Raw genomic sequence first — 22,117 nt, forward strand, 5'->3', positions numbered from 1 at the left:
TGATGAATTGCCGTACATCAACTATACGGCAATTACCGAAATCGGTAAAGTCGAAACTTTCAGAAATTTCGATACAAGTTGCGCGAAAGCATCATCCTTCGGTTTGTCTATCCTTTCAGACCGTGGCGGTGGTTTTCATCACGCTGGGCGCCACTTCGCGCGGCAGCGTCACGTGGAACACGGTGCCGCCGCCCGGCGCATCGGCGATCGAGATCGTGCCGCCGTGCTCCTCGACGATGCGCTTGCAGATGGCCAGGCCCAGGCCGGTGCCGCCGGTGCGCGGCTTGCCGCCGTCCTTCTGCCCGATCTGCACGAAGGGCTGGAACACGCGTTCGCGCAGCTCGGGGCGGATGCCGGGGCCGCGGTCGGCCACCGACAGGCGCGCGCCGTGCGCCTGGGCGATCACATGCAGGATCACGGCGCTGCCGCGCGGCGCCACCTTGATCGCATTCGACAGCAGGTTCGTCATCACCTGGGTCATGCGGTCGTAGTCGATGGCGGCCACGGCCTCGTTGGCGTCGGCCCCGGTGTCGAGCACCAGCGAAACGTCGTTCGCGGTGGCCATGCCCTGCATGGTGCGGATCGCCTCGCGCGCCAGCGGCAGCACCGGCTGGGTCACCGGCACGAAGGACATCATGCCGGCCTCGATCTTCTGGATGTCGAGCATGTCGTCGACCAGGCGGTTCAGGCGGATGCAGTTGTTGTAGCAGATGTCGATCAGTTCCTGCACGTCGGGCGTGAGTTCGCCCATGGCGCCGTCGGCCAGCAGCGACAGCGAGGCGCGGATCGAGGTCAGCGGCGTGCGCAGCTCGTGCGACACGGTGCCCACGAACTCGTTCTTGGCGCGGTCGATGCGCTTGCGCTCGGTGATGTCGCGCAGGAAGATGCTGAGCATGGTGGTCTCGCCCTCGCCCGTCAGGCTGGTGCTCATCTCGACCGGGATCTCGGCGCCGTGGCGGTCGGTCACCACGCGTTCCACGCGGCGGTCGAGGGCGCCCTGGCGGTTCGAGGCCAGCAGCTGGGGCAAGGCGTCGCTGTCGCTGGTGCGCAGCGGGTCGGCCAGGTTCAGGTCGTCCAGGCGCCGCCCCAGCGCCTCGGCGCGGCGCCAGCCCAGCATCTGCTCGGCCTGCGGATTCCACTCGCTGATGCAGCCCTTCAGGTCGACGCCGATAAAGGCGTCCTGGGCGGTGTCGACGATGGCGCGGATGCGCGCTTCGCTGCCCTGCACGGTTTCCAGTGCGCGCCGCAGCTCCACGGTGCGCGACTCGACCAGCTGCTCCAGGGTGCCGTTCAGCTGCTGCAGCTGGCGCCGGCGCTCGCCCAGGTCCTGCACCAGCAAATTCAGCGAGCGGCTCAGTGCCGATACTTCCGCATAGGGTCCACCGCTGGCGATCTGCACGGACCCGCCATCGCGCAGTTCGCCGGCGCTTGCCGCCAGCTGCTTGAGCGGGCGGGTGATGCGACGCGCCAGGGCTACGCCGGCCAGCGAGAACAGCAGGGCCAGCAGCAGGCCGCTGACCAGCGCGTGGCGGCGCATGTCGAACAGCGGCTGCCAGGCGGTGTCGACCTGCTGGCGCACCAGCACCACCCAGCCCAGGCCGGGGTAGCTGGCGTAGCCGCTGCCCTTCTGGAAGCCGACCACGTAATCCTTGCCGTCGGGCCAGCGCTCGACCGTGAAGTCGCCGCGCTGGGTGGGGCTGGCGTTGCGGAAGCTGTCCAGGGCCAGCGTGGTGTCCATCAGTTCGCGCGGACCGAGCAGCACGCGCCCGGTGCTGCTCAGGATCAGCGTTTGCGTATCGCTCTCGCGGTCGGCCGAACCGACCACCGAGCGTTCGACGTCGCGCGCCCAGTTCCACGACAGGTGGGCGCCGAGCACGCCGCGTACCTTGCCGTTTTCGTCGGCATACGGGAAGGCGACGTCGACGAAGCGGCGCGGCGCCTTGTCCGCCTGCGGCGGCAGCAGCTTGTCGAGCAGCAGCGCCTCATGCACGTCGCCGACGTGGCCGCCGCGCATGCCCTCGATGAACCAGGGCCGCTTTGAGACGTCGGCGCCTTCGAGCAGGCGGTTGCCCGAGACCAGCACCTTGCCGTCCGTGTCGGTGAGGCCGATCCACTCGTAATAATTATAGCTGCGCTGCACCCGCTCGAGCGCCTGGCGGCGCTGGTCGAGGGTGTATTCCTCGGTCGTCAGGACCGGGCGCGAAGTGACCAGCGCGATCTCGCGGTAGCGTTCGAACATGCCGCGTTCGAGCTTGTCCGAGGTCTGGGCGGCGAGGTCGGCCAGGCTGTGTCCGATGCGGTCCTTGATCTGGTCGATGGCGCGCCGCTCCACCACGAGGATCAGGGCGATCGTCAACACGACCGACAGCAATGAGAAGGCCAGCGCCAGCTGGGCGCCGAGGCCACGGGGAATGAAACTGGTGAATGTGCGTTGCAAGGCAGCCCTCTGGTTCGATCCGCTGATGCCGACGTGGCCGAGCCTATCACAGGGCATATTGCCGAGCGATTGACTTGCCAGGCGTGCGCATTCATGCGTCCTGCATGACGTGCAGTCCTGGCTGCCACGGAGGTCTCACCGCCGCCGCGAACACGGCCGCAGGGGCGGTCTTGCGCAGTATAGGGAGGGTCGCGTTGCTTGTTGAGAACTAAAAATGCGTAACCAAAAAGCTGGGCAAGAGGGTGCCCGCGGGTTCGTTTCAGCCGGCCTTGCGGCGCGGCGCCGGCCCGGCCAGCACCATGCCCAGGCGCAGCGCGGTCTCGACCACGCTGTCGAGCGGCGGCTGATAGCCCTGGTCGATCCAGCGCAGGGCGATGTGCATCACGCCGCCGATGACGCCGGCGCGCAACAGTTCATCGTCCGCGGCGCCGGGCGCGGAGTGGCGCGCGATCTCGTCGCCGATCGCCTGCAGCGAGGCGTCAAAAGCCTGGTCGACGGCCCGGCTCACGCCGCGGATCTCGACCAGGAACACGCGCGCCGACTGCGGGTCGCGCTGCAGCGCACCGAAGTAGGCGCGCAGCATGGCCCGCGCCCGCTCGCCGCGCGCGCGCCCCGCCGACTGGCCGGCGGCGGCGATCTCGCCGAACACTTTGTAGGTGACGGTCCGGTAGGACGTGATCAAGAGGTCTTCGCTGTTCTCGAAGGATTCGTAGAAATAGCGTTCGGTGAGCCCGGCTTCCTCGCACACGGCCTTGACGGTGGCCTGGCGGTAGCCGCGCTTGCCGTACACGGCGATCGCGGCGGCGATCAGCTTGCTGCGCCGCTGGGCGCGGCGTTCTTCGATGGATACGCCGCGGTAGGCGCGCGCTGGTTGGATTTCTGGCGTCATCCATCTATTTTGACACAGGCCGGGTGCGCTACGGAAAGTTTCAGCTTGCAAAGGCAAAGTTGACAATGTACAGTGTCAATTACGTTCTTAATACTAGATCAATATCGAGACACCATGCTGAACCCTCCTGAAGAGGACGGCCTGCTGGACGTGCTGATCGTCGGCGCCGGCCTCTCGGGCATCGGCGCGGCAGCCATCCTGCAGGCGCGCTGCCCCGGCAAGCGCTACGCGATCCTGGAAGCGCGCGACGCCAGCGGCGGCACCTGGGACCTGTTCCGCTATCCCGGCATCCGCTCCGACTCCGACATGTACACGCTGGGCTATGCCTTCAAGCCCTGGCTCGACGCCAGGGCGATTGCAGACGGCCCGTCGATCCTGCGCTACATCCGCGAGACCGCGCGCGAGCACGGCATCGACGCCCACATCCGCTACGGCCACAAGGTGGTGCGCGCCGAATGGTCGAGCGCGGCGGCCTGCTGGACCGTCCATGCCGATGGCCCCGATGGCGCCACCCGCACCGTGCGCGCCCGCTTCCTCTACATGTGCAGCGGCTACTACAGCTACGACCGGGCCTACCGCCCCGAGTTCGAGGGCGAGGACGGCTACCGCGGGCGCATCGTGCAGCCGCAGTTCTGGCCGCGCGACCTCGATTACAGCGGCAAGCGCGTGGTGGTGATCGGCAGCGGCGCCACCGCCGTTACCCTGGTGCCTGCCATGGCGCAACAGGCCGCCCACGTGACCATGCTGCAGCGCTCCCCGACCTACGTGGTGGCGCGCCCCTCGGAATACCGCTTCGCGCGGCGCCTGCAAAAACTGCTGCCGGCCAGGGCCGCCTACTGGGGCACGCGCTGGCGCGTGATCCTGGAATCGATGCTGCTCTACCGCCTGGCGCGCGCGAAACCTGACCTGGCGAAACAGCGCATCGTCGAGATGGCGCGCCACCAGCTGGGGCCGGGCTTCGACGTCGCCACCCATTTCACGCCGAGCTACAAGGTGTGGGACCAGCGCGTCTGCGTGGTGCCCGACGGCGACATGTTCCGCGCCATCCGCAAGGGCCAGGCCTCGGTGGTCACCGATCACATCGCCCGCTTCACCGAACGCGGCCTGCTGCTGGAGTCCGGCCGGGAACTCGAGGCCGACGTGGTCGTCATGGCCACCGGCCTGAGCCTGTCCATCCTCGGCGGCGCGGCGATCACGGTCGACGGCCGGCCGTTCGCGCCGAACGAGGCGATGTCGTACAAGGGCATGATGCTGTCCGATCTGCCGAACTGCGTAATGAGCTTCGGCTATACCAACGCCTCGTGGACGCTGAAGGCCGACCTTACCGCCGAGTGGGTCTGTCGCCTGCTGAAACACATGGACCGGCGCGGCCAGCAGGTCGCCGTGGTGCGGCGCGAAGCGGGCGTGACGCCCGCGCCCTTCCTCAGCTTTACCTCAGGCTACGTGCAGCGCGCCGCCGCCCTGCTGCCGCAGCAGGGCTCGCGCCGGCCGTGGCAGGTCTATCAAAACTATTTGCAGGACATGATGACGATCCGCTACGGCCGCATCGCCGACGGCGTCATCCGCTTTGGAAGAGAAGGAACCATGCCTTGAAGGTCTCGAACCGTGTCGCCCTGATCACCGGCGCCGGCAGCGGCATCGGCCGCGCCACCGCCCTCGCCCTGGCGCGCCGCAGCTGCCACCTGGCGCTGGCCGACATCAGCGCCGAAGGCCTGCGCGAATCGGCCCGCCTGCTCGCCCACATGGGCGTGCGTGTTACCACCCACCTGCTCGACGTGGCCGACCGCGAGGCGGTGCAGTCGCTGCCGGCCGAGGTGCAGGCCGCGCACGGACGCATCGACATCCTGATGAACAACGCCGGCGTGGCCCTGGGCGGCAGCTTCGAGCAGGTATCCGAGGCCGACTTCGAGTGGCTGATGGACATCAATTTCAACGGCGTGGTGCGCATGACGCGCGCCTTCCTGCCCATGCTCCGCCGCAGCGACGATGCGCGCGTGGTCAACGTGTCGAGCATCTACGGCATCGTCTCGCCGCCGGGCCAGTCGGCATACTCGGCCAGCAAGTTCGCGGTGCGCGGCTTTTCCATGGCCCTGCGTCACGAGCTCGAAGGCAGCACGGTCAGCGTGAGCGTGGTCCATCCGGGCGGCGTGGCCACCTCGATCGCGCGCAACGCCCGCATCCCGGCCGGCGCCCCGCCTGAGGAAATCGAGCGCGGCCGCAAGATCGCCGAACGCCTGCTGCGCCTGGCGCCCGAGGAAGCGGGCGAAATCATCGCGCGCGGCATCGAACGGCGCGACGCACGTATCCTGGTCGGCAGCGATGCCAAGGCCGTCTCCATCCTCGAACGCCTGGCGCCGGTGAATTACTGGCGCTACCTGAAGAAAGCGACTTCCCGATGAAAACCCTCCTCTTCTTCCTGGGCCTGGCGGCGCTGCCGCTGCTCGGCCTGGCCTGGTTCACGCGGCGCACCGCGGCGCGCATCGTCCAGTACCTGCCTGCCAAGGGACGTTTCGTCGACGTGCCCGGCGGGCGCCTGCACGTGCTCGAGAGCGGGCCAGAAAACGCCCCGGCCGTGCTGCTGGTGCATGGCCTGGGCGGCCAGATGAGCCATTTCGACTATGGCCTGGCCGAGCAGCTGGCGCGCTCGTTCCGGGTGGTCGTGGTCGACCGCCCCGGTTCCGGCCATTCGCTGCGCGATGAGCTGACCTCGGCCGACGTCTCGACCCAGGCCGCGGCATTGGCCCTGCTGATCGACAAGCTCGCGCTGGGACGCCCGACCGTGGTCGGCCACTCGCTGGGCGGGGCGATTGCCCTGGCGCTGGCCGTCGAGCATCCTGCCTCGGTCGGCGCCCTGGCCCTGGTGGCGCCGCTGACCCATGCGCCAGAAACCGCGCCGCAGGTGTTCAAGGCCCTGACCATCGAGACGCGCTGGGTGCGCAAGCTGTTCGCCTGGACCCTGGCCACGCCGGGCGCGATCGTCGGCAGCAAGAAGGTGCTGGCGGCCGTGTTTGCACCCGAAAAGGCGCCGGCCGACTTCGCGGTCAAGGGCGGTGGGCTGCACAGCCTGCGCCCTTCGCAGTTCCTGGCCGCCTCCAGCGACCTGCAGGCGATCCCGTTGCGCATGCCGCTGGTGCAAGGCCGCTACGCCGAACTGGCGCTGCCGCTCAGCGTGCTGTACGCGCGTCAGGACGCCATCCTCGACTGGCGCGAAAACGGCCAGGCACTGGTCGACAAGGTGCCGGGCGCGCGTCTGGAACTGGTCGATGGCGGGCACATGCTGCCGGTGACCCAGCCGCAGGTGGTGGCCGATTTCGTCGAACGCGCCGCGCGTGCGGCAGCGCCGCAACAGCGGGCGGGGTGAGTTAGTCAGCGAATGGTGGGTTCGAGCCGCACGCGGACCGACCCACCCTACGGGCATCTGAATACATCGCCGAAATCCAAAAGCGCTCACAGATCCGTAGGGTGGACTCCTGAGTCCACGCGGTACTACGTAAGCATATCGAAACGGGCACTGTCGTCCCGGAACGCATATTGCAACGATGTTCGCAACTGTCGCGATGTACGAAGGCACGACCGCGTGGACTCAGGAGTCCACCCTACCGACCTGCTGTAGGGTGGGTCGGTCCGCGTGCGGCTCGAGCCCACCAACCGCAACGCTGACACCCCGGCGTTTTTCCATTGCCTCCCACCTCGGCTTGGCTCTACACTGGCGTTGGCGCCCGGCCGTCGAGCCGGGTTTTTCGCAACCGACCCCCAACCCGGCCACCATGCTTACCGCGCTCGACAACCTCCTGCTCGACGACCGCCCGCGCCAGCTGGCCGGCCTGCGCCGCGGCGCACTCGAATTCTGGTACTTCGGCATCAAGCAGGCGCGTGCCTGCCTGTTCGTGTTCACCTTCATGGCCGCCGTGCTGCTCATGCCGCGCACCGGCATCGCCGGCATCCCGCGCTACGACCTGCTGCTGGTGGTGGCCCTGGCCATCCAGTTCGGCATGGTCTGGTCGAAACTCGAAACCTGGGACGAACTGAAGGCGGTCTGCCTGTTCCATGCGGTCGGCTTCGCGCTGGAAGCCTTCAAGGTGTCGAGCAGTATCCAGTCCTGGAGCTACCCCGACTTTGCCTACACCAAGGTACTGGGCGTGCCGCTGTTCTCCGGCTTCATGTACGCAGCAATCGGCAGCTACATCATCCAGGCCTGGCGCATGCTGGATCTGCGCGTGCGCCACCACCCACCCTACTGGATGGCGGCCACGATCGCGATCCTGATCTACGCGAACTTCTTCACCCACCACTACATCGGCGACTACCGCTGGTACCTGGCGGCCTGTGCGCTCGGCCTGTATTCGCGCACGGTCGTGATCTACCGCCCGCTCGACCGCGAGCGCCAGATGCCGCTGCTGCTGGGCTTCGTGCTGATCGGCTTCTTCATCTGGCTGGCCGAGAACATTGGCACCTTCTGGGGCGTGTGGCGCTATCCGAACCAGCTCGGGGCCTGGTCGCTGGTCCACCTCAGCAAATGGAGTTCGTGGTCGCTGCTGGTGATCATGACCTTCACCATCGTCGCCAGTCTGAAGCACGTAAAGGCGCGCATCCATATTCCCGAAGACTGAGCGCCTTCAGAACCGGTAGTACAGGTGGAGCGTCGCGGTGCGTTCCGCACCCGGATTCACCCAGGCCTCGCTGTAGGAACTGGCGTAATAGGTCCGGTTGAACAGGTTGTCGATGTTCAGGGAGATGCGCAGCCTGGCGCTCGGCGCATACGAGGTCATCACCCGCGCCGTGGTGTACGAGGGCAAGGTGAAGCGGCTCGATGCTGCCACGTTGCCGAAGCGCTCGCCCACATAATTCAGTCCGCCGCCCAGCGTCGCCAGGCCGCCGCCGAGCGCGAAGCGCCGGGTGACGATCAGGCTTGCGCTCTGGCGCGGCACGTTCGGAAAGCGGCTGCCGGTGACGATGGTGTTGTCGCCGCGGGTGACGGTGGCGTCAGTGTATGCATAGGCGGCCGACAGGCGCAGGTTCCGCTTGATCTCGCCGGAGACGTCCAGCTCCACGCCCTTGCTGCCGACTTCACCGGCCGAGATCGCGTAGTCGGTATTCACCGGATTCGTGGTCAAAACATTGGTCTTGTCGATCTTGTAGAGCGCCAGCGTCGCGCTTGCCTTGCCGCCGGCGCTGTCGAGCTTTGCCCCGATCTCGTAGGAACGGCTGCTTTCGGCCGGAAAGGCCGTGTTTTCCAGGCTGATGCCGCTGTTCGGCCGAAAGCCCCGCGCCGCGTTCGCGTACAGCGCGACATTCGGCAGCGGCTGGTACACGAGGCCGATGCGCGGGCTGGTCTCGGACAGCGTTTGCGTGTTCGACAGCGCCGTGCGCAGGTTGGCCACGGTCTGCTCGTAGCTGTCGTGGCGCAGGCCGAGCAGCGCCTTCCAGCGCGCCGACAAGTCGATCTGGTCCTGCACGTAGAGGCCGCGCGCCTGCTGCCTTTCCCGCGTCGAGGTCGACAGGGCGAGCGGGTCGGCCACGCCGCCGTAGACGGGGTCGAAGATGTCGATGAGGTAGCCATTGGCGGCCGAGGGATTACGCCGCAGCAGGATGCGCGCGTCCCTGAAGCGGTAGAAGTCGGCGCCGGCCAGGACGTTGTGGACCAGCCCCGCCGCGCGCAGCTTGCCGACAATCTCGATACGACCGGAGGCGTCGGTCGAGGACCAGTCGCGGTAGCGGTGCTGCCGGCGCGCGGTGCGGCCGTCGGCCAGGATGTCGTTGACTTCGCTGGAGAAGCCGCGCAGCGAACTGTCGCGGTAGGACAGGCCGCTCTGCAGCGACCAGTCGGGGTTGAACTCGTGGCGCAGGAACAGCTGCTGGCCGAAGGACTTGACGGTGACCTTGCCGTCGCCCGGCTCACCGAGGAAGCGCGTGTTCGGCACCACGCCCAGCACGCCCTTCACCGCCGGCACGCCGCGGTCGAACGGCGTTTTCTGCTGCGCGGCCTCGATTTCGTAGGATAGCGTGGTCGCGTCGCCGATCAGCCAGATGAACGAGGGCGCCACCAGCGTGCGTTCGACCGTGATGACGTCGCGGAAGCTGTCGCCCTTTTCAAAGGCCGCGTTCAGGCGGTAGGCGAGATTCTCGCTCAGCGGCCCGGTCAGGTCGACCGCGCTGCGCCAGGTGTGGAAGCTGCCGGCGGACAGGTCGGCCGAGTAGCCGGGGGTGAAGCGCGGCTTCTTGGTCACGATGTTCACGGTGCCGCCCGGTTCGCCGCGTCCGTAGAGCGCCGAGGCCGGGCCCTTCAGCACCTCGATGCTGTCGGTATTCGCGTTGTCGCGCAGGCCGTTGTAGCCGCGGCTGGAACTGAAGCCGTTGACCATGTAGTCGGAGCCGAAGTTCGGGTCGCCGGTGAAGCCGCGCATGGCATAGCTGTCCCAGAGGCCGCCCAGGTTGCTCTGGCGCGTGACGCCGCTGGTGAGGTCGAGCGCGCCCGCGAGCGTCTGCACGCCGGCATCGGCCAGCAGGTCGGAAGTCAGCACGCGCACGCTTTGCGGCAGGTCGATCAACAGGGCGTCGGTCTTGGTGGCGCCGGTGGCCGACAGGCTGCGGTAGTGCTGGCGCTGTCCGGTCACGCGTACCGTGGACTGGGCCGGTGCGGCGGGCGTGCCCGCATTGGCTGCATTGGCTGCGTCGGCAGATGCGCCGGCGGTCTGCGCCTCGCCGTGTGCATTACTGTTTGCAGCGCAGGACAAGGTGGCGAGCAGCACGGCAAGCGTGATACGACGGGGTACGGGCATTCTTGCGGTCATGTGGTGTGTTCAGCAATACGGCTGCCGGCCAGCGTGGTCGAAGGCCGGCGAGGCGGGACAAGCACAGCGGGAACTGGGCTTTAACGATAACTCATTCTCATTATAAGGAAGAGCTATCTCCCTGGCAATTAAATAACTGCGATGGCGCGTCGTGCACGACCCCGCTCGTCCCGCCGGGCTGGCCCCCGTCAACCGGCTTGCGCGCTGACCATCCAGCAGGCCGCCCGGAACGACACCGTGTCGCCGCTGATAAAAGCGTTGAACGCGGGCCGCACCGCGCCGAGCACGCGCTGCCGCATGCCGGCATCCAGGCCCGCGAGCGCCCGCCCGACCGGGCCCATGCGGCTGAGGTAGCCGTCGAGTTCGCTCTCGGGAAAGCGGCATGGCACATCGAGGCGTTCGACTGTCGCCCGCTCCCAGCCGCCCCGCGCCAGGATGGTACGAATCCTGTCCTCGCGTGCAAAGCCGAACTGGCCGGCTTCGTCGGCGTGGCGCTGCGGCAGGCTAGGGAGCAAGGGGCGCGCCGCGTGTTCGGCCGCCGTCATGAAGGGGTTTTCCTCGGCCGTGCGCCAGGCGACGAAATACAAGCGGCCACCCGGGCGCGTGGCCCGGCGCAGGTTGGCAAAGGCGGCGACGGGGTCGTCGAAGAACATCACGCCGAAGCGCGACAGCACCAGGTCGACGCTGGCCGGCTCGAAGCGGTGATGCTGGGCGTCGGCGCAGACGAAGTCCACCGGCAAGCCCTCCTGCCGCGCCTGGCGCCGGGCGCTGGCGATCATCGGCTCCGAGATGTCGATCCCGGTGCACCTGGCGCCCGGCCCCAGGCGCCGCGCCAGCGCCAGCGTCGTGCCGCCGGTGCCGCAGCCGACGTCCAGCGCCCGTTCCACCGGCGCCGTTGCCGCCGCCTCCACCAGCAGCGTCTCGATCGGCCGGAACATCTGGTCGAGTACCGCCTGCTCGTCCACCCAGGCATTGCCGGCGCTGCCTGTCCACAATGCGCCCTGCCCGCTCGCTTCGGTTCCCATGCTTGTCTCCTTGTCTGGAATGATCGTCCGATGCTATCGTGCCAGCTCAAGTGGACTTGAAGTCAAGGACGAATCGATGGACATCGCGGAAGTGGCGGCACGCAGCGGCTTGCCGGCCTCGACGCTGCGCTACTACGAGGAAAAAGGCTTGATCGCCTCGACCGGCCGGCGCGGGCTGCGGCGCGTGTTCGGCGCCGGCGTGCTCGAACGCTTGGCCCTGGTTGCCCTCGGCCGCGCCGCCGGCTTCTCGCTGGCCGAGATCGGCGCCATGTTCACGGCGGACGGCAGGCTGGCCATCGACCGCACCCTGCTGAGCGCCAGGGCCAACGAGCTCGACCACACCATCCGCAAGCTGACGGTGTTGCGCGACGGCCTGCGCCATGCCGCCGCCTGCCCCGCTCCCAGCCACCTCGAATGCCCGCGCTTCCGGCGCATCCTGGCCGGCGCTGCCCGGCCCGTATCGAAAAGGCGGCGTGTGCCTGGGCAGACCTGAGCGGCACGCCTGAGCTGGGTGCTTGAGCTGCACACCTGAGCTGCATGCCTGAGCTGCACCCGTGCACGGCCGAGTCCGGCAAGGGGGCAGCGGATGGGTTAAGATCGCCGCTCTTCCGGCGCCGCCTCCAGGCCCGCCGGCCCCATTCGATACTGCCGCCCGGCGGCGCAGCCAGACCATGTTTTCGATCATCCTGAACGTCATCGGTTCCCTCTTCCACTTCTACGTCGCCCACCGCATCCACCGCGTCGGTCCGGTCCACCGCCGCGTTCCGGCGCGCGCCTGGTGGATCGCCGCCGTCCTGGTCTGGATCGTCTACCTGTGGGGCGTGCGCCTGGGCGACGAAGCGATCGACTGGCGCTGGTGGCCGGGGCAGTTCGCCATGACCTGGCTCGGGGTGCTGTTCTTGATGACCCTGTGCCTGCTGGTAGCCGACCTGCTGACCGGCTTCGGCCTGTGGTGGCGCGACCGGGCGCCGCGCCTGCTCGGCATGGCCGCCGTGGCCGGCGTGCTGGTGAGCGGCTTCGCGATTTTCCAGGCGGTGCGCGCACCAGCCATCAGCGAATACGAGGTGGCCTTGAAGAACCTGCCGAAGGAGCTCGACGGCATGGTGCTGGTGGCGGTGTCCGACCTGCACCTGGGCGCCCAGCGCCGCTCGGCATGGATGGCGCAGCGGGTCGAGCAGATCAACGCCCTGCAACCGGCTGCCGTGGTGATGGTGGGCGACCAGGTCGAGGACAATCCGCTGGGCGAGCCGGAACTGGCCGCCGTGCTGCGCCGCCTGAAGGCGCCGCGCGGGGTGTGGGCGGTGACCGGCAACCATGAGTTCTACGGCGACGTCGACACCACGATCACCGAGTTTACGGCAGGCGGCGTGCGCTGGCTGCGCAACGAAAAAGTGGAGCTGGCGCCGGGCCTGGTGCTGGCGGGAATCGACGACATCGGCCGCACCATGCGCGGCGGCGGCGAGTTCCTGGGCGGACTGGATACCGTCGTGCCGGCGGATAGCGGCGTGGCAACCATCCTGCTGTGCCATATTCCGGCGACGCGCATCGTCGAGGGTGCGGCGGCGCGTGGTGTGGATTTGATGCTGTCGGGGCATACGCACGGCGGGCAGATCTGGCCCTTCAATTACCTGGTGCAGCGCCAGTTCTCGCGCTATATCGGCGAGTACAAGGTGGGGGGCATGGACCTCGTGGTCAGCCGCGGCGCCGGCGGTTGGGGACCGCGCATGCGCTTGTGGCAGCCGGGGGAGATTGTGAAGCTAACGCTGCGGTCGAAGTAAGTTGCAAGGCACCAGGCCTGTGCGGGGTTGTGCTAGGTGACACCGGCGGAGTTGGCCGGGTGATTCAGGAGAGCCTGCAAAAACGCCCTGTTTGTCCTGGAAGCGACACCGCATACTGAGTCCTTCGAACGTCTGCTAGCGACCTGAAGCGGGCGTTCAAGCTGCTTCGTACATTCTCAGCAATTCATCCTCGCGGCTTGCTGCCGCAATGTGCAAAATAACGGTTTGTATCAGTGCAACGGTAGGATGTTCCGCATGCGTTTTCGAGTATCGAAATACTTCCTCGAGCGACTCGTTCTCGTGCCACGTCGTCATCACAAGCGATTCTGGTGGCGCGTCTTCGAAATCGAACTTTTCCAGACCGGCACAGTCGACGGAGTCGTCCCATGCGCTGCAGTCCTTACCCCATGCCATCATGTACAGACAGCCACAATCCACTATCCAGGTGCTCAAAATATTACGCCAGGCATCGGAAACTTGGTCCTCGATGACGACGACGCACTTCGACTCCGTGGTTGTCAGCACAGGTGGATCTTGCCCAGGCTTGAGATGGACGTAAGTAACGGTCATCAAATCGTTCGTGGAATAGCCGCTCGTGGCCGATTATCAACCTGAGCGGACGTCCAGCTGCTCCTGACTCATGATGTTTGGAGCCGCCGTGCGTCCATTCGATTCACTAAAGCTGAGGTAAGAAGAAACAAGCCAAACATCGGTGGGACAACTGGCCAATCTGGTGCTGAATCACCGATCAGAAACGCCGGCACGCCGATTAACAACACGGAGTAAAACGCCCTGCCAATTCGCAACTCAGCAAGAAAGGGAACTGCAGCTTTATTTGGTGAAGCCAACAAAGATAGCCACGACAGGATAACTGCAAATGACGGAACAAAAAAGTTTTCCTCCGCCGTGGCAAGCAACATGTAAATATAGCTGGCTCCCCAAATTGCCAGCAGTGCTAACACAGCGTTTTGTCGTCTTTTCACAGGTTTTTCATTCATCGTAAGCGTCTGCTTTTGGTCGATTGCAGTCCTATTGTAGAGCTCGCTACCGACCCTAAGCGGAAGTGCCAAAAAACATTGAACTGCGCAGCCTATCGCTCCTGCCTTTTCCTGGGCCACACGGCAGAGCAGACACCGCAGAAGGCACCCACGAATACGGCACGCCCCCAGTCAGGTTCATGTGCACTGCTCAAAAAGCCAGTATAGAGAAGTGTGCCGACCGCTGTCCCCGAAGCTGTGATTAAAAAATTTTTCATTATTCGTCATGTAATCGCTGAGTTGAGCATGTTATTGCTGGCGGCTGCACTAGCGTCCGGTTCTGGTCGGCTACGGATTTATTGTAGCGTCCACAAACAACCAAAATCAGACGAATCAGTCGCAATCTTGCGTGACCAGGTTAATCCATATCGTTTTGAAGCGGCGCTTTGAAATGCTTCGGTCTTGGAACCACATTACGGCGCGCCTTTCTCAGCAAAACGGAAACATCTTCCGGCGCGTTTGTGCTTCTCAAAGAACGGGCCGTCAATGTCCTGCTGACATAATCGGCTAACGGAGAGTCTGGAATCTTTCGCCAGGAATTCTTGCCAGTCTTTCGGACTACTGGATCGGCCTCGCCAAGGACGACAACCAATTTAATCGTTGCGACGTTTTGCGCACGTCGTAGCGATCGGCTTGCAAGCGCCTTTCTATTTGCAATAGCCTTCCTGCTTAGAGCTCGGGACTCTGCGTAGGTATTCCGTCGGTCCTTTTCGTAGCACAAAACTTTTTTCTCTTGTGGTGTCAAGAAGCGTTTCTTGGGCATTTCTTTCTCTTGTCGTTTTAACACAGCCACCAAATAATGGGTTCGCTTCGGAGGTCCGCTCCTGGCCGATTACGCACCTATTGTATCGTCCGCTTCCGCCCCGAAGCAGACGTTCCCAAACCGCGCAGTCAGTCCTCGAAAAGCACGCTCTCAACCCAGATGTGCTTTCCCGGGTGATGGTTTTCGATTGTCCATAAGGCACGTTGAATTGTCGCCTTTTCGGCATTCGCGAGCGAGTAAGTGAACCGGGTGACATTGCTACGCTCCAGCTTCGCAAACTCAGCTTCGGACAACACATTGGCCCCACACCATACAGGCGCCTCTGCTGCTTCGGGAATATCAAGGATTTCTTGCAGACCTTGCGGAGTCAGAGCTAAGTACACCATTTCAACCTCGTTATAACTTCATGATCTGGGCGGGTTGCGACGTCCGCTTCTGGCCGGTTGCAGTCATTTGGCCGCTTCTGCTTGCGACCCAAAGCGGACCAACCGCCTTCTGTATAGCCGCTTTCCCGGTACCAATCTCCCGATTAGGCTTGTACTAATTCCGATATGTGTCGATGTCAATCGTTGCACTTATTGCGGTCAAAAAGGCCAAGACCGGCCGTTCAAATCCGATCGCAGGCATTGACGCGGTTTCGTCCTGGTCAATCCAAAGTACGACTTGAAGGACGGCAAATAGTCGAAACGATCGTACGGCTTCTACTATTTTTGATTCATAGGGCGCTAGCTGTTCAAGAAGACTATTTGACATCTCATACACGTCGATGACATCGGCTTCGACCTTACCGAGAGAGAACTTCCAAGAAGATTCCCTTGGTAGAGGTACCACAGCATTGCGCTCGCCTCTGCGCGCGATTTTGGTGGCTGGAAGGCCGATGAGAGCAGTAACATCCTCTGGCTCAAAATCGTCTCCATACAGCCCAAGATACACTTCTTCGGTACTCGCCATGAACTTGTCCTAGTTGTCATCGTTGTCCGCTTCTGGCCGATAGCGACTGTTCGAGGCAGCATAGCAGGTTGCTGAGGCACCAATTCTCCGACTGTCACGGCCGGCCGCTACCGACCCGAAGCGGACTGTCACGGGTTGAACAAATGGTGACTAACGATGCCTACGCAGCGTAGGTAGATCCTCGCAATTCATCAGTAATGCGTACGTGTCTTCGCTTCTCCCGACTATCGAAATTGGAACAGAGGTGTCGCCGCTGTCGATGGAGATGCGAACTTCCAGTTCCTGATTTTCGAAGGTTTGAAGCTCTTCGATAAGTTGCCTGACGGTTTTACCTCTTCGAGTCCATTCGGCTGAAGACATCCCGACTCCAAAGAAAAATTGAACATATCCCAACAAAATATACGTCCGCTTTTGGCCGATTGCGGACGGTCGGTACTGCCCAGTGTACTCGGCTGTTGCCTGAACAGCAATTAAAGAGTTTTCCAGGCGCTCTTATGATCAGGCGCTTACCAAGTGGTTTCACTGCACTAGCACGCAAATTTGAAAGTCGAGCTATCTTCGGGGCCTTCCTCTCGGTGGTCGTATATCCTTGGGGTCGAGATGTTCGCATGACCGACCCACATTTGCACCTTGCCTAAGTCCCCCTTGTTATCGAGCGCGTTCGCGAAGGCAGTGGCGCGCAAGGCGTGCGGGCCGAAGCCGTCGACGTCGATGCCAACCTGGCCGGCAAACCTGACCAGCACACGATAGATGCCACCGGCCTGATCGCGCGCCGCGCGCGTTGTTGCTGACGAGCCGGAACATTGACGTCGCCTTGTCAACGCCGTAGCTAACCGCTTCCATAGGGTGGGCCGCGCCGCGCTAGGCACTCCGTTGGGCATCATTGGGACACGTGCGGCGACATGTCGCTCGAAACATCCACCCCTGACGAACACCCGTCACGCATATCCTGCCATGCTGCCGAGGCCACGGAAATCTGCGGCACGGCCAACGGAGAATGGGTACGTACGTACCGCGTGGGCACGGAGTGCCCACCCTACCGTTGCGCGATCCCGATAATTCCAGGCACCTGCTTCACGCCACTGAGTCGAGCGGTCACCCGCCTCAACCCGCGTCCGCAGCCCTGGCCAGCGCCGCACGCGCCAGCAGGCGGGTCGAATCCAGCGTGGGCAGGCGCGAATTGCCGGGATTGATCACCAGCGGAATCTCGGTGCAGCCGAGCACGACCGCGTCGCAGCCCTCGGCGGCCAGCCCCTGGATCACGCTCTGGAAACGCGGCACGGCCTCCGGCGTGATGTCGCCGCGCACCAGTTCGTCCATGATGAGCCGGTTGATGTCCTCGCGCTCCTCCTGCGGCGGGCGCACGCATTCGATGCCGAGCGGCGCCAGGCGTTCCGGATAGACCTCGCTTTCGACCAGCCAGCGCGTGCCGAGCAGCCCGAGCCTGCTGTAGCCGCGCGCCTGCGCCTGGGCCGCGACGGCATCGACGATGTGCAGCCAGGGCAGCGGCGAACGCGCGGCGATCAGGGGCAAGGCCTGGTGGATGGTGTTGTCCGGGCAGATCAGGAAATCGGCGCCGCTGCGCGCCAGTTTCTCGCTCGACGCCAGCATCAATTCGCCCACACCCTGCCAGTCGCCCGCCTCGATGCAGGCAAGGTAGTCGGCCAGCGAATGCGTGTGCATGCTGACTTCGGGATGGGCGTGCGGACCGAGCTGCTGTTCGCCTTCGATGCAGATGGTGCGGTAGCACAGGGCCGCACCCTCGGCCGAGCAGCCGACGATACCGATGTGTTGGGTCATAGGTGTTTCACTCCGCCTGTTCGTTCCCGTGCGCCGCAGTGTGCACCACGGCGTGCGACGACGCACGCAACGAGACGCCCGCGCGGCATATTGCCCGGGCGTCCCGTCTTGCAGAAGCATCCGGTACGGGCCGGATGCCCGCCCGCTTAGCGGTTCTCGCTGCCGCTGCCCGACTCGGAGGCGCCGCGCGCCTCGGATTGGGCCTTCTGTTCGTCCTGCTGGCGGTTGCCGGCGCCGTTGCCGCTCAGGCTGCCGATGCCGGCCATGCCGGTCTGGATCTCGCCCTTGCCGTTCGGGTTCTGGAAGCCCTCGGCGCCGCCTTTTTCGTCGGCGCCGGATGCGAGCAGGTCATCGGTGCGCGTATCCTGCTGGCTGCTGCCGGCGTCGGTATTGCCCGACATGCTGCCGATGTCGCCGGTTCCGCCGGCGCCCATGCTGCCGGCGCTGCTGGTGCCGTCCTTGGTGATCTGGTCCCAGGAGCGGCCTTGTACGTCCTGCTTGTTGTCTTTCGTATCCATCGTGCTCTCCATATCGTGACTGTGGTGTCGATACTAACAATCCGGCAGAGCATCGCAATAGGTACACGGGCGATGGTGTTGTAGGACTAGCCGCACGGGGCCGTATGCATGGGTGAAGGAGGCAAGTTCTCAGGCACCGGGCTTGTCGCCGGCGCCCGGAATGCGCTCGAGCTGCAGGCGCGCCAGTGTCGGGTACAGCGGCGGGCTGATCAGCCGTGAGACGAAGCTGGCTACCAGTGCGCAGCTCATCAGGCTGAGCACCATCGCGTGGCCGTTCACCATTTCCATCACGATGATGAAGGCGGTCAATGGTGCCTGGGTAGCCGCCGCCAGGAAGCCGACCATGCCCAGCGCAATCAGGGCCGGCACCTGGGTATGGAAGACCAGCAAGGCCACGTCGTTGCCAAGCGCGGCGCCGATCGCCAGCGAGGGCGCAAAGATACCGGCCGGCACGCCCGACCAGGTCGAGAGCCAGGTAGCAACGAACTTGAAGACCACATAGGCCGGGTGCATCACCTCGCTGCCTTCGACCATCGCGCGGGTCGATTCGTATCCGGAACCAAAGGTGGCGCCACCGGTCACGATGCCGATCACCGCCACCACCAAGCCGCACACTGCGGCAAAGACCACGGGCCGGCTGCAGCGCAGCCGGCTCATCGGGTCCCGCCCCTGGCCGCGCAGCGAGGCGATCAGCAGGCGCGAGAACAGCCCGCCGGCCACCCCGGCAAGCAGGGTCAGCACCAGGCCCGGCAACAGCAGGCCGAGGTCGAGCTGGGCCACGCGGATGATGCCGAAATAGGTGGCGTTGCCGTACACCGACACCGCGACCAGGCCGGCAAGCACGATGGCGGTGATGATCAAGCCGCTGTTGCGCTGCTCAGGGGCACGCGCCAGTTCCTCGATGGCGAACACGACGCCGGCCAGCGGCGTATTGAACGCCGCCGCGATACCGGCCGCGCCGCCGGCCACCAGCAGGCCATGCACGGGAATGCGGCGCAGGTCGGGCATCAGGCGCCGCGCCTGCAGCATGACGCCGGCGGCAATCTGCACCGACGGGCCTTCGCGCCCGATCGACAGGCCGGCCAGCAGGCCGCCGGTGGTCAGCGCAATCTTCGCCAGGCTCAGGCGAAGGGAAACGAACAGGCCGCGCGCACCGGGGCCGGAATCGAGGGCCGCCATCACCTGCGGAATGCCGGAGCCGGCCGCGCCGGGAGCGAAGCGCCGCGTGAGCCAGACCAGGCCGGCGGCCAGCGCGGGCGTCCACAGCAGCGGGAACCACCAGCCCATGCCGCGCAGGTCCTGGAAGATGTGGAAGGCGTGCTCGCCCAGCGCGGTAAAGGCGACGATGACCAGGCCCGAAGTGACCGCCATCGCAACCACCACGGCGCGCGCCCACCAGGTGCGCCAGTCCGAGAACTCGGTGCGCATTTCCAGGCGCCAGTCGTGCCGTTGCCCGCCCTTGCCTGCCGGTGGAGGTGAAGGGTCCTGCGCTTCCGGTGGCTGTGCACCCGGATCTGGAGCTGTCATGTGAAACGTGGCCTGGAATGAAAAAACGAGCCCGCAGGCTCGCCTTTCAGCTTACTCCTGTCAGCAAAACTTGGCAACTCCATTTGTGCAAATGAAGTTGCGTTTCGCCCTTTTCGGATTACTTGTCCTTGTACAGCACGCGGCCGACCAGCTTGATGGTGCCCTTGCCGGTGGCCATGTCTTCGCCGCCGCTCAGGACGCCGCCGCCGGTGATCTTGGCATACTTGCCAGTGCCGCCGGTCACCTGGAAGGTGGCGCCCGAGAACACGTACTGGGTGCCCTGGCCGGTCGGCACGAACTGGCCGCTGTAGTTGGCGTAGATCTGGTCGCCCGAGGTGGTCATCACGATGAACTTGCCGCCGCTGAAGTTGAACAGCGGGCCGATCGGCGTGATGCAGTCGGTGCCGATGAAGACCACCTTGCCCATGAGCGCGCTGTTGCCGTGGCCGCTGATGGTGCCCCCGAATTTCGACAGGCAACGGCTCGCCGGGCCGACTTCCTCGACCAGTTCGCCTTCGATCTCCAGCGGCTTGTAGACCCAGCCGCCGGCGGCGGCGTGGGCGGAAGCGGCCAGCAGAACGGAAGCGGTGAGCACGCGCAGGGGGTTTTTGAACATGAACATCTCCAGTGGTGGTGTGTAAAATCTCATGTTACCTATTTTGCAAATTACAGCGCGCACGCTCAGCAGTATCCGCGCGCAAGCGGTAGCCTCATGCACGGGGCATGAAAAGGCCATAAAAAAGGGCTGAGCCGGGCCGCTGGCGTGCGCCAAAACGGGCCGCACTGGCATATAAATCAGTTAACTCATCAGATCGGAGAATCCATGCGCATCGCCACGTTCAACGTCAACGGCATCGGCAGCCGCCTGCCTGCCCTGCTCCAGTGGCTGGAAGAAACCAAACCTGACGTCGCCTGCCTGCAGGAACTGAAGGCGCCGCAGGAGCGCTTCCCGCTGGCGGAAATCAACGCAGCCGGCTACGGCGCCATCTGGCACGGCCAGAAAAGCTGGAACGGGGTCGCGATCCTGGCGCGCGGCGTCGACCCGGTGGAAGTCACGCGCGGCCTGCCGGGCGACCCGAGCGACGAGCAGAGCCGCTATATCGAGGCGGTGGTGAACGACATCGTGGTCTGTGGCCTGTATTTGCCGAACGGCAACCCGGCGCCGGGGCCGAAGTTCGAGTACAAGCTGGCCTGGTTCGAGCGCCTGATCACGCGCGCGGCGCAGTTGCTGGAGACCGGTGCGAAGGTGGTGATTGCCGGCGACTACAACGTGATGCCGACCGAGCTCGACGTGTACAAGCCCGAGCGCTGGGGCGACGACGCTCTTTTCCGGCCTGAGACGCGCGAAGCCTTCCACCGGCTGGTGGCGCAGGGCTGGACCGATGCGCTGCGAACCATGCATCCGGGCGAGGTGATCTATACGTTCTACGATTATTTCCGGAATGCCTATGGGAGGAATGCCGGGCTGCGGATCGACCACCTACTGCTCAGCCCCAGCCTGGCGCCGGCCCTGGTTGCGGCCGGGACCGACCACGAGGTGCGCGGACGGGAGAAGCCGAGCGACCACGTGCCGACCTGGGTCGAGCTGGATTTGTCGAAGGTACAGAAATAGCGATTGTTGCGGTAACCGGATGACGCAGCGACAACCGTAGGGTGGGCACCCCGTGCCCACGCGGAACGCGCTGCTATGTTGGCGGTGTTTGAACCCGAGACGTGGCCATGTGGACGCGCATCCGAATGATTATCCCGAGACGTTTCGACGATCACATCGCGCGTCTGAAAGGACGCCAACGATATGCATGATTCCGCGTGGGCACAGCGTGCCCACCGTACGGTTACAGTCCGAGGCCACCACAGGCATGGCCGTTACTCAACGATTGCTGCGATCCGCCAGGAACTGCTGCGCCCGTGGATGTTGCGGGTTCGCGAAGAACGCCTCCGGCTCGGCTTTCTCGAGGATCTTCCCCTCCGCCATGAACCAGATCCGGTCCGCCACGTCGCGCGCGAAGCCCATCTCGTGGGTCACGCACACCATGGTCATGCCCTGCCCGGCTAGCTTGCGCATCACCTGCAGCACCTCACCCACCATTTCCGGATCGAGCGCGCTGGTCGGTTCGTCGAACAGCATGATCGGCGGCCGCATGGCCAGTGCGCGGGCGATCGCCACGCGCTGCTGCTGGCCGCCGGACAACTCGTGCGGATACGCGTCCGCCTTGTGCGCCAGCCCCACGCCGTCGAGCAGTTCCATGGCAAAGGCACGCGCCTCGGCCTTGCTGGCGCGCTTCAGCGACACCGGCGCCAGCATGCAGTTCTCCAGCGCCGTCAGGTGCGGGAACAGATTAAATTGCTGGAACACGAAACCGATCCCGGCGCGCAGCGTGTTCACGTCAAGACCGCGCGCGTGGATGTCGCGGCCATCGATGGCGATGCGGCCGCCGTCGATGTCTTCCAGCCGGTTCAGGGTGCGGATCAGGGTCGATTTGCCGGAGCCCGACGGCCCGCACACCACCACCACCTCGTTCTTGCCGACGGTTTCAGACACGTCGACCAGCGCGTGATACTCGCCGTACCACTTGTTGACTTGTTCCAGAACGATCATCG

22 protein-coding genes are annotated in these 22,117 nt (G+C 64.9%); 7 read left to right on the forward strand and 15 right to left on the reverse strand.

All coding sequences use genetic code 11. The features are described from left to right. Nucleotides 1-115 precede the first annotated feature (115 nt). Both LK540_RS04205 and LK540_RS04210 read right to left on the reverse strand, forming a co-directional pair. Nucleotides 116-2,437, reverse strand: coding sequence for an ATP-binding protein (locus tag LK540_RS04205; protein WP_229435772.1), 2,322 nt, complete (start codon nt 2,435-2,437; stop codon nt 116-118). Between the two features lie 259 nt (nt 2,438-2,696). Beyond that, the gene (locus LK540_RS04210; protein ID WP_229435773.1) at nt 2,697-3,326 is read right to left on the reverse strand and encodes a TetR/AcrR family transcriptional regulator; all 630 of its coding nucleotides are present in this window, start codon (nt 3,324-3,326) and stop codon (nt 2,697-2,699) included. A gap of 114 nt (nt 3,327-3,440) precedes the next feature. Between LK540_RS04210 and LK540_RS04215 the strand changes: the two genes are divergently transcribed. The 4 genes from LK540_RS04215 (at nt 3,441) to LK540_RS04230 (ending at nt 7,936) form a co-directional block, all read left to right on the forward strand. Next, nucleotides 3,441-4,919, forward strand: coding sequence for an NAD(P)/FAD-dependent oxidoreductase (locus LK540_RS04215; protein WP_229435774.1), 1,479 nt, complete (start codon nt 3,441-3,443; stop codon nt 4,917-4,919). After that, nucleotides 4,916-5,725 carry an SDR family oxidoreductase gene (locus LK540_RS04220; protein ID WP_229435775.1) on the forward strand — a complete coding sequence of 270 codons (810 nt, stop codon included), beginning with the start codon at nt 4,916-4,918 and terminating at the stop codon, nt 5,723-5,725. The genes LK540_RS04215 and LK540_RS04220 overlap by 4 nt, the downstream gene beginning before the upstream one ends. Next, nucleotides 5,722-6,687 carry an alpha/beta fold hydrolase gene (locus tag LK540_RS04225; protein WP_229435776.1) on the forward strand — a complete coding sequence of 322 codons (966 nt, stop codon included), beginning with the start codon at nt 5,722-5,724 and terminating at the stop codon, nt 6,685-6,687. Before LK540_RS04220 ends, LK540_RS04225 begins: the two co-directional genes overlap by 4 nt. Nucleotides 6,688-7,093: 406 nt before the next feature. Beyond that, nucleotides 7,094-7,936 (forward strand): DUF817 domain-containing protein, encoded by an 843-nt coding sequence (locus tag LK540_RS04230; protein WP_229435777.1) that lies wholly within the window; start codon nt 7,094-7,096, stop codon nt 7,934-7,936. A 6-nt stretch (nt 7,937-7,942) separates the two neighbouring features. Here the strand turns inward: LK540_RS04230 and LK540_RS04235 are convergent, their stop codons facing one another. Then, nucleotides 7,943-10,105, reverse strand: coding sequence for a TonB-dependent siderophore receptor (locus LK540_RS04235; RefSeq protein WP_229435778.1), 2,163 nt, complete (start codon nt 10,103-10,105; stop codon nt 7,943-7,945). A 200-nt stretch (nt 10,106-10,305) separates the two neighbouring features. Then, nucleotides 10,306-11,142: a class I SAM-dependent methyltransferase gene (locus LK540_RS04240; protein WP_229435779.1), complete on the reverse strand. Its 837-nt coding sequence runs from the start codon at nt 11,140-11,142 to the stop codon at nt 10,306-10,308. 76 nt (nt 11,143-11,218) lie between these two features. On the opposite strand from LK540_RS04240, the gene LK540_RS04245 reads away from it, so the two are divergent. Together LK540_RS04245 and LK540_RS04250 are read left to right on the forward strand one after the other, a co-directional pair. Next, entirely contained in the window at nt 11,219-11,635 is a 417-nt protein-coding gene (locus tag LK540_RS04245; protein WP_229435780.1) for a helix-turn-helix domain-containing protein, read from the forward strand. A 178-nt stretch (nt 11,636-11,813) separates the two neighbouring features. Then, nucleotides 11,814-12,920 carry a metallophosphoesterase gene (locus tag LK540_RS04250; protein WP_229435781.1) on the forward strand — a complete coding sequence of 369 codons (1,107 nt, stop codon included), beginning with the start codon at nt 11,814-11,816 and terminating at the stop codon, nt 12,918-12,920. Nucleotides 12,921-13,076: 156 nt separating this feature from the next. Here the strand turns inward: LK540_RS04250 and LK540_RS04255 are convergent, their stop codons facing one another. The 10 genes from LK540_RS04255 to LK540_RS04300 form a co-directional block, all read right to left on the reverse strand. After that, nucleotides 13,077-13,490 (reverse strand): hypothetical protein, encoded by a 414-nt coding sequence (locus tag LK540_RS04255; RefSeq protein ID WP_229435782.1) that lies wholly within the window; start codon nt 13,488-13,490, stop codon nt 13,077-13,079. A gap of 68 nt (nt 13,491-13,558) precedes the next feature. Continuing rightward, the gene (locus tag LK540_RS04260; RefSeq protein WP_229435783.1) at nt 13,559-13,918 is read right to left on the reverse strand and encodes a hypothetical protein; all 360 of its coding nucleotides are present in this window, start codon (nt 13,916-13,918) and stop codon (nt 13,559-13,561) included. A 397-nt stretch (nt 13,919-14,315) separates the two neighbouring features. Further along, the gene (locus tag LK540_RS04265) at nt 14,316-14,720 is read right to left on the reverse strand and encodes a hypothetical protein (protein WP_229435784.1); all 405 of its coding nucleotides are present in this window, start codon (nt 14,718-14,720) and stop codon (nt 14,316-14,318) included. Nucleotides 14,721-14,848: 128 nt separating this feature from the next. Beyond that, the gene (locus tag LK540_RS04270; protein ID WP_229435785.1) at nt 14,849-15,106 is read right to left on the reverse strand and encodes a hypothetical protein; all 258 of its coding nucleotides are present in this window, start codon (nt 15,104-15,106) and stop codon (nt 14,849-14,851) included. Nucleotides 15,107-15,260: 154 nt separating this feature from the next. After that, the gene (locus LK540_RS04275; RefSeq protein WP_229435786.1) at nt 15,261-15,671 is read right to left on the reverse strand and encodes a DUF4279 domain-containing protein; all 411 of its coding nucleotides are present in this window, start codon (nt 15,669-15,671) and stop codon (nt 15,261-15,263) included. Nucleotides 15,672-16,198: 527 nt separating this feature from the next. Then, nucleotides 16,199-16,555, reverse strand: coding sequence for a tyrosine-type recombinase/integrase (locus LK540_RS04280; RefSeq protein WP_307729149.1), 357 nt, complete (start codon nt 16,553-16,555; stop codon nt 16,199-16,201). A gap of 220 nt (nt 16,556-16,775) precedes the next feature. Then, nucleotides 16,776-17,471, reverse strand: coding sequence for an aspartate/glutamate racemase family protein (locus LK540_RS04285; protein WP_229435787.1), 696 nt, complete (start codon nt 17,469-17,471; stop codon nt 16,776-16,778). A gap of 146 nt (nt 17,472-17,617) precedes the next feature. Beyond that, on the reverse strand, nt 17,618-17,989 hold the full coding sequence (locus LK540_RS04290; RefSeq protein ID WP_229435788.1) for a hypothetical protein: 372 nt from the start codon (nt 17,987-17,989) through the stop codon (nt 17,618-17,620). Nucleotides 17,990-18,118: 129 nt separating this feature from the next. Continuing rightward, nucleotides 18,119-19,516 (reverse strand): chloride channel protein, encoded by a 1,398-nt coding sequence (locus tag LK540_RS04295; protein WP_374041317.1) that lies wholly within the window; start codon nt 19,514-19,516, stop codon nt 18,119-18,121. Nucleotides 19,517-19,634: 118 nt separating this feature from the next. After that, a complete protein-coding gene (locus LK540_RS04300; RefSeq protein WP_229435789.1) occupies nt 19,635-20,132 on the reverse strand; it encodes a hypothetical protein in 498 nt (165 codons plus the stop codon). A gap of 207 nt (nt 20,133-20,339) precedes the next feature. Between LK540_RS04300 and xth the strand changes: the two genes are divergently transcribed. Further along, a complete protein-coding gene (gene xth / locus LK540_RS04305; protein ID WP_229435790.1) occupies nt 20,340-21,128 on the forward strand; it encodes an exodeoxyribonuclease III in 789 nt (262 codons plus the stop codon). A gap of 258 nt (nt 21,129-21,386) precedes the next feature. Here xth and LK540_RS04310 read toward each other — a convergent pair whose 3' ends face one another. Further along, a complete protein-coding gene (locus tag LK540_RS04310; protein ID WP_229435791.1) occupies nt 21,387-22,115 on the reverse strand; it encodes an amino acid ABC transporter ATP-binding protein in 729 nt (242 codons plus the stop codon). Between the last annotated feature and the right edge of the window lie 2 nt (nt 22,116-22,117).

It is taken from the genome of Massilia sp. IC2-278 (genome assembly GCF_020708045.1).
Lineage (GTDB): Bacteria > Pseudomonadota > Gammaproteobacteria > Burkholderiales > Burkholderiaceae_D > Telluria.